This is a genomic window from Thalassoglobus neptunius, from assembly GCF_007859735.1.
Taxonomy (GTDB): Bacteria; Planctomycetota; Planctomycetia; order Planctomycetales; family Planctomycetaceae; genus Thalassoglobus; species Thalassoglobus neptunius.
In genome coordinates, this window is sequence record NZ_SIHI01000078.1 from 1 (window position 1) to 10,001 (window position 10,001).

Here is a 10,001-nt window from a genome sequence, read left to right on the forward strand (position 1 = left end):
ACGGTAAGCTGAATGGCGAGTACCGCTCACAGATGACCAGGACAGAATTCGAAACAAAAGGATACGGCAGACGCTGGCTTGTGGAATCATTCATGAGCGGATTGAAGCGAACCACAGGTGCCGCACTCTCAGCCAGAAGCGAGAAAGCCCTGTTCGTCGAAGCCGCCCTCAAAGTCCTCGCCTACGCCCTGAGGCGTTAGCCCACGATCAAAACCTGTGATTTGTTTTCAACACAGCAGGCGCAGATCAAATCCAATTCAGCCCAATCGTCCGACAGATTATAGAATTTTGGGAAAAAACATTTGATGTGAGGGGCTGAGTATTTGAAAAGTGTTCTTCTTAATATCATTCTGTATTGAAAGTGAATCTTTTTTGAGAGAACTGGAAAACTCACATGAACATTAAGACCACTTGTTTTGCAATCGTTGCAGCAACTTTTTTTACGACTCATGTTGAGTCGCAGGAGCCTACATTTAAAAAAGGGCCGGGCGTCACATGGCGTTCAAGTCTGGCATTCGAACAAAACCCATATTTTGTCACCTCCGACGGACGTGAATTGATTTACTCAAATCCACCCAACGGATGGTCGCTTTATTCCCTAAATAATGGGAAACCAGTGGCTGCACTTGCGATCAAGATGAAAGATTTCAATGGACTTCAGAAATCCATCGAGAGATGCCACATTCGTTACAGCGAAAAACTCCGAACGTTCCTCTGGATGAGCGGAGACTCGATCAAACTCTACGATGTAAACAAGGATCAAGTACGGTCAATCGAACATAAGTTATTAGATAGTATAGGACTTTCTGAAGATGGTACAAAGGTCGCTGGACACTCACTGCGGAATATTGCAGTTTATGATATCCAGACCGGCAAGCAACAACACCAATACCGTACTCCTTCGAATGCCAACTTTCCAGAAGAATGGAAGGTGGCGACTGCAATTGGTTTTTGCAAGAAAGATACTTGCGTATGGTATAGCAATGGGCTTGAGAGCTATCCACGGCTTGATCCCAACGCAAACGTCGGTGGTGGTGACGACGTTGGAATTATTCTTTGGAAACTGTCGCAAGATGGCCCCAAGACATACGGTGATGTCGTAGATGGATTTGATGTGAAGTGGACGAATCGCGTCAGGGAATTTCAATGGAAAGATTATCCGATTCCGTTCATCCGCATGTCATCACTCAATAAGAAGCCTGATCTGCGCGAATTCGAAGATTTTCAGCTCCAACCTCTCGATGGTGCCACTAAGCTCCACTTCGGAATTGACTGTGTAATTGCGGTCCACTCATTGGGAGGGCAAAGACCGATGGTCATCTCTCGAATTGATATCACTGGCCCGACTCCTAAGCTCGTCATGTCTGGTGAATTAGATATCAATAGCAATAATAGACTCTGGGTCTCACCGAGTGGATCGTACCTGGCAGAAGTTCCGTTCCAGAATCACGCATTCCGAGTCAATAATGTCGCACCTCACCAAGAAGTCAATATCTACGACACGCGGTTGGGTGGAAAGCAACCAATCCTTGAGGTTAACGAGAAAAAGAACCCTCCTGTTTTGGTATTCAACTGGCTGTCCGATACGAAAGTTGACCTTGGAAGTGATCGTGCAGTTGGCAACAATCCCCTTTTCGAAACGGTTCACCAAGTAGCTACATTCAGTCCAGGACGGATTAAACCTGGAAGGTCACTCAACATGACTCGTGCCAGCGGGTACGGGTATCATGTCGGTGACTACGAAGTCAATGCCCCCCCGAGAAAAGGAGTCGTGAAAGTCCCGGCATTTCCCAATCCAGCAAATCCAAATCAGTTCTTTAATACGTTTCTCACTAGTTTTATTCCAAACTTAAACTTAAACGGTTACTACAATGGCTTGAATCTCAAGAAGAAAGCAGAGTTCGACGCGCGATACGGAATAGGGATGATGGATCGAGTCGAATACGAGAAGTTTATTATTTGGATGCTGGACGCGATGGGTGTAAAAGGAGAGATTCAAGAGCCCGTAGACGACCTGGGCCTATCCGATGAAAAGTTTCAACGTGTCCTAAAAACTGCAGTTCCAAGAATTCAAGAAATGTACAATGAGGACGACAAACTAAAGCGTTTCATCTACAAAGTCTATCTCGAAGGGCCAGACAAGAACCGCCAGTATAACCGATTCTTCGGCAAGAAGCCTGCACAAAAAAATCGTAAAGTGGGTAAAAACTTTTCTGGTGATTGGAGCTGTAAAACTTTTCGAGTTCAAGTTTCACAGCAAGAGAACGGAAGTTATGACGTCACGATTCTCGATCCGGATGGTCAACTCATAGAACGATTCAAAGATTTGGAGTCGAACGGGCATTCAATATCGATTTCCAATACGCGTGGGAAGTTTCGCTTCAGCATCAGTACAGAAGGTCGTGATTGGGAAGAGACTGATAATGCCCAAGGGAATCATCTCAAGTTTGCCCTGTTCGACAAGAAGAAACTGACTCCGTTTCCTCATCAAACTTATGTTTTGGAACAAGCCGAACCCATTCCAGGAAAAGGTTTCTATTAGTAAATTTAACAGTCTGATTCTACGAAAAAGAAACCCTAGCTTTCATATTGATGCGACGATCCCCGAGATTTGAACTCCAATGTTTTTATACCCTAGAGTTCGATGGGAAGGATGTAATATGACTCAAGAGTCACTTTCGGTGACAGAATGGATCGATCAACTTAGAGCCGGAGATTCCAACGCAGCTGCGGAAATTTGGAAACGCTATTTTCAGCGACTTGTCGAGTTCGTACGTCGCAAATACTGTGATTCTCCTAGTCGTGTTGCTGATGAAGAGGATGCGGCATTGGATGCTTTTGATTCTCTCTACAATGGTTTGATGGCCGGGAAATATCCGAATCTCAGCGATCGCGACGATCTTTGGCGCATGCTCATTCGCATCACTGAAAACAAATTTCTCAACCAAATTCGCGATGCCAGCCGCCAGAAGCGCGGGGGTGGACGAGAGAGAGGTCATTCCGTTTTTGATGGTTTGAGCCACGATGGATTCAATCAAATTCCAGGACATCCCATCGCGGAGTATTTCGATTCACTTTCGAACTATATCCCAATCGAAGTCGGTGAATTATTGAATCTACTCCCCAGCGATGAATGGAAATTACTTTGTGTTTGCAAACTGAAAGGCATGACAAACGAAGAAATCAGTACTGAGATGAGCATTAGCGTCGCCACAGTTGAACGTCGTCTCGCTGGTATTCGTAGAATCTGGACATCGGAGAATGACTGATGGCTGAAGGTTTACGAAATCGGCTCTATGAACGGTTGTCATCATCACAGATTGTTGAAGTTGACCAAATCGCAGCCGAGTTCGAGGCGTCGCTGTCAGTCGGAAAAATTCCGTCTGTAAGTGGAATTTTGGGCGGTAAGGAGTCCTCACTTCATGAGGCGCTGTTGTTTGAGCTGCTGACCCTGATGATGACGTTTCGTGATGATCGCAAAGAGACAGCAGTTTTGCAGCAAGAGATGCTTCACCAGTTCCCTGAATATTCAGAAGTGATCCAGGGAGCTTTGAATCAAATCTCTACTGATGAATTGAACTTAGACCCTGAAAAATCGATAGACGTGCTTGATCAAAAGTACTCCCTCATAGAAGAGATTGGATCGGGTGGATTTGGAACAGTGTATCGAGCTCAGCAAATGCGGCCTATCGTCAGGCAAGTCGCAGTGAAGATGTTAAGAGAAGGTCTGAACAGCAAAGAGGTCATTGCTCGGTTCAAAGCTGAGCGGCAAGTGTTATCGAATCTCGATCATCCTAATGTCGCAAAAATCTTTGATGGAGGTGATCATGCAGGACGTCCTTACATTGCAATGGAACTCATTCGAGGTATCCCCGTAACGACCTTTGCAGATGACAATCGCCTGACAATCGATCAGCGGATCAACCTTGTAGCTGGAATGTGCCGTGGAGTCATTCACTCTCACATGAAAGGAGTCATACATAGAGACCTGAAACCGTCAAACATTCTAGTGACAGAGTTGGATGGCAAAGCAGTTCCCAAAATCATCGACTTTGGTGTCGCCAAAATTCTTGAAAAATCAACACTCCGCGACTCCATCCAAACAGGTTTTTGGCAGATCATGGGCACCATTGAGTACGCGAGCCCAGAGCAACTGACACTCAGCGCAGTTGATGTAGACATTCGAAGCGACGTGTTCTCATTGGGCGTCATCCTTTATGAGTTGGTTGTTGGTGTGAAACCGGTTGCAATTCACGAACTGTCCAGCAAGCAGCAAGATGAAATTATCGCTTACATGCGGGAAAATCCGGCACCCTCTCCTCGATTGCGTTTGACGACGACCGATTGTTCGCGGCGTGATCTCGCCAAAGAACGTAACGTAACAATTTCTGAGCATGAGCACCTCGTCAGCGGTGAACTGGAATGGATTATCATGAAGGCGATCAATAAAGATCGTTCGCAACGATATTCTTCAGCAAAGGAACTTCTCAATGACCTGGAACGATTCCTCAACAACGCGCCAGTGACTGCAGCACCACCTTCACGGTGGTACCGAATCAAAAAATATGCTCAACGCCATAAAACTACCGTCATCACAACGCTTTCAATTTTCGCCGCATTAGTCATTGCAACTTGCGTGTCGGGTTACTATGCATTCGTGGCAATCGATCAACGTGAAAAACAAATTGCGGCAACAGACATTGCCACACAAAGAGCCGACGAAGCGGAACAAGCGATTGCCGAAAAAGAAACCGCGCTGCTGCAAGCTCAGTTGTTAAAACGGGCTGCTCAAAGAAATGAAATCGAAGCCAAGAACTACAGCAGTGCGATACAAGTAAGACGAGCCTGGGACTTGCTTCAGTCACAGCCATCAGGAGTTCACGAACTACTTTACGATGAGCGAGCGTTACCAGTAGAAAATCGAGGCTTTTCTTGGCATTACATGAACTCTCTGGTAGCTGAGCACGAAAAGTGCGTCATCAAAGGAGTGACTCCAGATTACGGAAGCCCGGTACGTTGGTCTCCTGATGGAGAAAAGTTGTACTTCTTAAGAAATGGTGACCTGATACAATTTGAAATCGATGACGGAACGACTTTATCTCTGACGACGAATGAAGACGTTTGGAACTTCAGTGTGTCACATGGTGGTAGTACGATCCTTTATACGAATAGAAACCAAGTGAAACAGGTCGGCATTTCTGAACCGATCTTCGAATCAGAAAGAACTCTCTCTCAGGGGAAGAAAGGTGTGTCTGAGCATCTCGGATTCTCTGGGTACAAAGAGTCTAGAGGTTCTGGAAATCTTTTCATTAGCCCTGGGCTACACGTCGGACCGTTCTTGCTCAACGACACACAGGTAATAATTTCGAGCTACGATGAGATCATCCTGCACGATCTTGTCTCTCACCAAAAATTAGCTTCCGCTACTGTGAGAGGATTGCGTGATATTTGCGTGTCAAATGACGATCAGTTTCTGGCTGCTTCAACTCTGAATGAAACTGTAGTCTTAGGCGTATTGACTCTCGAAAGAATTGCCTCCCAGCCATTCGGTCTGTTTTCACCTCCAGTTCATACGTTTTCAAAAGAGTCAACTGGTTCACGATGGTTGTTGTCAGGTAGCAGCAATGCTTTCATGGCATACAATTGCTATCCACTTTCAGATGTCACGTTACCACCCCTCAGGTCAGATGGTCTGTGGAAATCACAAACCCACAAATATTCCAGTGCACCTAGTTCATTTAACAAGGATCCTCAGGGAATGATTGTTATGAACGATAACCAATGGTGCATTATCAACTACTCATCCGCTGTCGTTATGCGTGACATTTACGGTGGGAGTTCCATTCCCGTAATTTCGCACTCTAATTCAGAGGGAATATTCGACGTTAGTCTCTCACCCAAAAACAATCGCCTTGCAATAACTTCACTTTCAAAAAACGGAGACTCTCAACAGCTCTCCATATTTCCTATCAAAATTCCGTATCACATCTCAAAAATTCGACTTCCTCTGGCTCCTTCGAGTGTTGCCCTGACTGACACTCAAAACGGAAGATTCAGTACTCTTAATTGCAACGACCCTTCTGTGAACGAATGGCAATATAGTGAACTCGAACAGCGAGAAATAACGCACCAATACAAATTTCGCCTTCGCCTCCAAGAACTCCCTTTGAGTGCAATATTCAATTTAGCAAGATTTGGGAAAAGATTTATTAATGACAGTCAATTGGCCTACCCTCCAAACTCGTCTATCGAAGTCGATCCCTTTCAGTTATCTGAAGAATTGACGCCGCAGCCCACAGAGAATTTATTTCCGTTTGGTGAAGAAGTGGATCCTTCTAGCTTGTCTACTGATCTCGATCCGTTTCAGGCATCTGACGAATACATGCGTCAGCCGACCTCGATTTTATTTCCTGGCGGGGAAAGCATAGGTCAATCAAACTCGTCCACCGAAAGCAATCCGTTCGATCCGCCAGATGATTTTTTTACTTCACTTCATGATATCTACTCACTTGATGACGGTTTAACCCAAGGCAGACTCTACACAATGCTTAAGGGGAAGATTTATGAAAGGAAATGGATCGAAGTGGAGAGCGTTAACGGTGCAGCGAGTGCTGCAGAAACAGGACGGAATCGACAGTTGTCTCAACCGAGGCTTGTCATTGATCATCCCGTCGGTTCTGAAGCAATCTTCTTCCCGATTGTGGCTGCCGATCGACTTATTTCTCTTGAAGTAGTCAATACGATTGAACCGAGCCTCAAAGCGACAATGTTCTCGCTTTCATCAGGGGAAAAACTAAAGGAGTTCCAAACTCGAATTCCGGAAATAGACTTACGATATTTTGAGTTCTCCGTGTCGAATGATTTTCATCATTTTGCCATTGCGATTGGTGACTCAGTCCAAGTGTGGAGACTCTCTGATTTCGCTGTGTCATATTTGCCTCACGCCCCGTCAACGATAAAAAAAATGGCCGTTTCGAATGGTGGACAGACAGTTGTACTTGAGCTCTTAAACAACAAGCAATTTCTCATGTGGAGTGTGGGAAATGCTGGGTATACGAAGATAAATTTCAATGAAGGCAAAAATTTTTATTTCAACGACTCCTTGTGCTGGGGGCTTTCTCCAAATGGCAACACAATCGGAGTTACATCCAAAGGTGCATTCGGTAATTCTAGTTTGGGAATCATTGATCTCAAGACTGAATCAGTTGAGATGGAAATCAAAGGCAGCTTCGAAGGGACACCGGAAATTCTCCGTTTTTCTGAAGACGGAGCTTCTGTCCAGATTGTGACTTGCTTGTGGAGAACGCAAGAGCTTGTCCCTCGTCTATCCATGTTGCTGCAGGAGCAATTGCGACAAGGAAGGGATTACATGGTTTACACGATTTCTTCGCAAAAACCTTCGCCTGAATAACAACTGCGTTGGCCTCGAGGAGACATGATGGCTTCGCTGACGACAGCAGATTATCTGGAAACCACCGCACCATCATCATCTCAACTTTCGGAGTATTTCAATCAGTATTAAACAGCAAACGGTGGAGACATGGCTTTCGTTCCAACGAAAAAGGAAATTTGACCGATTGTTAGAGTTTATTGAGATTTTTGATGCGCCTGGATTTGATCCACATCTCCACTCTGCTTCATCTACGGTGATGAGCTTCTACCATGAAATAAAGGATTCAGAGTGGGAATGCAAAGATGTAAATTGCATAGAATTTGCGAAGGAGGCAAACGAGATTGCGAGCACACGAGACACAATTGCAAGTTCCGACTTAGAGACCATTCGTAAGATGTTCACGATGATCAAAGAATGGGACCATTTCGGGTTTTCGAGTTACGAGCTCGAGATTGAGAGTAAGCGCATGGTGAACTACGGGGTGTTGGCTTTGGTTTCGCGTTCTTGTTTTCTTCTTTCGGCGATGTTCCAGCGGTGTTGGGGGTGCGTTGCCAGCCAGTGGTTGGGGAGTAACGATTCGACATTGGCTCTGTGGGCGAGTTGAGTGAGGGCGTCTTTGAGGTAGGCCCAGGGTTCGACGTGATTGGCTTTGCAGCTGGCGATCAGGGACATCAGGATCGCAGCGCGGTGACCTGCTTTGGGGCTGCCGACGAAGAGCCAGTTTTTCCTTCCAATGGCAACCGGCTTCATCGAACGTTCGGCGGCGTTGTTGTCGATTGAGAGATCTCCGTCCTCGAAATAACGATTCAAGGCGGTCCATTGATTTCTGGTGTAGGTGGCGGCTTTACCGATCAGGCTTTTGGGGAGAAACTCCTGATTATCGAGCCAGTGTTTGAATTCTTCGAGCAGAGGAGCCGAATGCTCAGCACGCTGGGCTTTGCGAATGTCTGAATCGACGTCTCGCGCGGCACGTTCGACTTCATACAAACGGCTGATGATCGCCAGCGCATGGTGAGCGCGTGAGGCATCGCTTTCGCGGGCCTTGTGCCAGTATCGGCGGTAAGCGCCGTTTGGAGTGCATGTTGACTTGGGTTGTATTCTTTGGGGTTTCTGGTTTTGGAATTCCTGGGGGATGGTGTCTTGTCGCGTGTGGGTTATTCTCGAGTGCAGTGGGTCGAGTGGATTGAGNCCAGCGCATGGTGAGCGCGTGAGGCATCGCTTTCGCGGGCCTTGTGCCAGTATCGGCGGGTGTGTGCCCAGCAGGCGACTTCGACGATCTTCCCGTCGGAGCTCAAATAGATTCCGTCATAGCCTCCGTAGGCATCGGCTTGCAGATAACCTTCAAAGTCCTGCAAGAACTTTTCCGGACCGGCACGTTCGCGTGACGTCGTGAAGTCATAGACTTCGTACGGATGATCTCGATCTCCCAGATACGCCCAGAACCGGGCCAGCTTCGTGCTGCGAATGCTGGTGTCGATCAGCTTCACCTGCGTGTCGTCGGTGTGGATCACTTTCGATTGCAGGACACGTTGTTTCATCAGGTCATAAACAGGACGCATCAGGTCCGCGACGGCAGAAATCCAGTCGTAAATCGTGCTCCTGTGAATTTCCACTCCGCTGCGGGAGAGAATGTCTTCGAGTCTGTATCCAGGCAGATGATCTCCAAACTTCCCCACCACCATGGCTGCCAGCAGCCCGGCGGTGGCGAGTCCTTTCTCGACTGGCTGCGGCGGCTTGGGAGCTGTGATTAGCGTCGCGTCGTCATGCTTCTCCGGACAGGCATAGACCGCTCGCTTGTGAACGATGACTTTGAGTTTGGCGGGTTCGAAGTCGAGTTGCTCGCTGGTTTCGTAACGAATCACCGGCATCGGTCGACCGTCGATCGGNNAGAGTCGTTNTTCTTCAGGAAGTTCATGAACGATCTCTTCGCGCGGCAAGTTCTCCGGCAGAATCCGTCGTCGACGTTTCCTCTTGCGCCGTTTTGAAGACGCCTCCGGCTCGGCTTCGAGTTGTTCTTCGATCAGTTGCTGAAGCTCGCCCAATTCGAAGAGCAACAGTTGATTCGGATCGACCCGTTCCCGCTGTTTGCCCCGCAGTGCCTGAAGCAACTCGCGGATCGTTCGCTCACTTTGCTGAAGCTGTTTCTGCTGGCTCTCGACGGTGGCGGTCAGTTCGATCGACTTCTTTTTTTCGAGAGCGGCTTTGCGATCAGAAACATGAAGCTGACGGTCCATCGCCAGAATCATTCGCTGAAGCTCTTCGATCGTGTTCGGAAGCTCGTCCTGAGTCATACCAATGAAACCGCTCAAGACGGCTTCGGGTTCGTCAGGATTTGATTGTTCAGACGACTTTTTTCGATCTCGCAAACCGCCGACGTCGCGAGACACTCCGCAAATCAATTCCATCCAGAAGCAGCGAGAGTTCTTCGCGAGTGATCTCGACAACCGTGGTCTCATCATCTCGCTTCACATCGCTCGGGAACTGCCAGGTTCCCTGTTCGAGGCGTTTATACCAGATGACCAGACCGTCGTTATTCCAGTAGAGGATTTTGAGTCGATCCCGGTTGCGATTGCGAAACAGAAACAGATGACCGCTCAACGGGTCCTGC

At 47.4% G+C, this 10,001-nt stretch carries 5 protein-coding genes and 3 pseudogenes; 4 read left to right on the forward strand and 4 right to left on the reverse strand.

The window, feature by feature from the left end; all coding sequences use genetic code 11:
- The 4 genes and pseudogenes from KOR42_RS24960 to KOR42_RS24975 all read left to right on the forward strand — a co-directional run.
- A pseudogene (locus KOR42_RS24960) lies at window positions 1-200 on the forward strand (hypothetical protein); the annotation flags it as partial.
- Between the two features lie 194 nt (window positions 201-394).
- The gene (locus tag KOR42_RS24965; RefSeq protein WP_146512530.1) at window positions 395-2,542 is read left to right on the forward strand and encodes a hypothetical protein; all 2,148 of its coding nucleotides are present in this window, start codon (window positions 395-397) and stop codon (window positions 2,540-2,542) included.
- Window positions 2,543-2,660: 118 nt separating this feature from the next.
- Window positions 2,661-3,269, forward strand: a complete 609-nt coding sequence (locus tag KOR42_RS24970; RefSeq protein ID WP_197441567.1) for an ECF-type sigma factor — start codon at window positions 2,661-2,663, stop codon at window positions 3,267-3,269.
- Window positions 3,269-7,411: a serine/threonine protein kinase gene (locus tag KOR42_RS24975; RefSeq protein ID WP_146512532.1), complete on the forward strand. Its 4,143-nt coding sequence runs from the start codon at window positions 3,269-3,271 to the stop codon at window positions 7,409-7,411. Before KOR42_RS24970 ends, KOR42_RS24975 begins: the two co-directional genes overlap by 1 nt.
- 456 nt (window positions 7,412-7,867) lie before the next feature.
- Here the strand turns inward: KOR42_RS24975 and KOR42_RS27575 are convergent, their stop codons facing one another.
- The 4 genes and pseudogenes from KOR42_RS27575 to tnpB form a co-directional block, all read right to left on the reverse strand.
- Complete coding sequence (locus tag KOR42_RS27575; RefSeq protein WP_146512533.1) at window positions 7,868-8,380, reverse strand: IS66 family transposase; 513 nt, start codon at window positions 8,378-8,380, stop codon at window positions 7,868-7,870.
- 231 nt (window positions 8,381-8,611) lie between these two features.
- Window positions 8,612-9,330 (reverse strand): annotated as a pseudogene (gene tnpC, locus KOR42_RS28015) (IS66 family transposase); the annotation flags it as partial.
- Window positions 9,325-9,852, reverse strand: a pseudogene (locus KOR42_RS28020) (IS66 family transposase); the annotation flags it as partial. The pseudogenes tnpC and KOR42_RS28020, both read right to left, overlap by 6 nt.
- Window positions 9,734-10,001, reverse strand: a 268-nt coding sequence (gene tnpB / locus KOR42_RS24990; protein ID WP_146512535.1) for an IS66 family insertion sequence element accessory protein TnpB, incomplete at its 5' end; no start/stop codon positions are given. The pseudogene KOR42_RS28020 and the gene tnpB, both read right to left, overlap by 119 nt.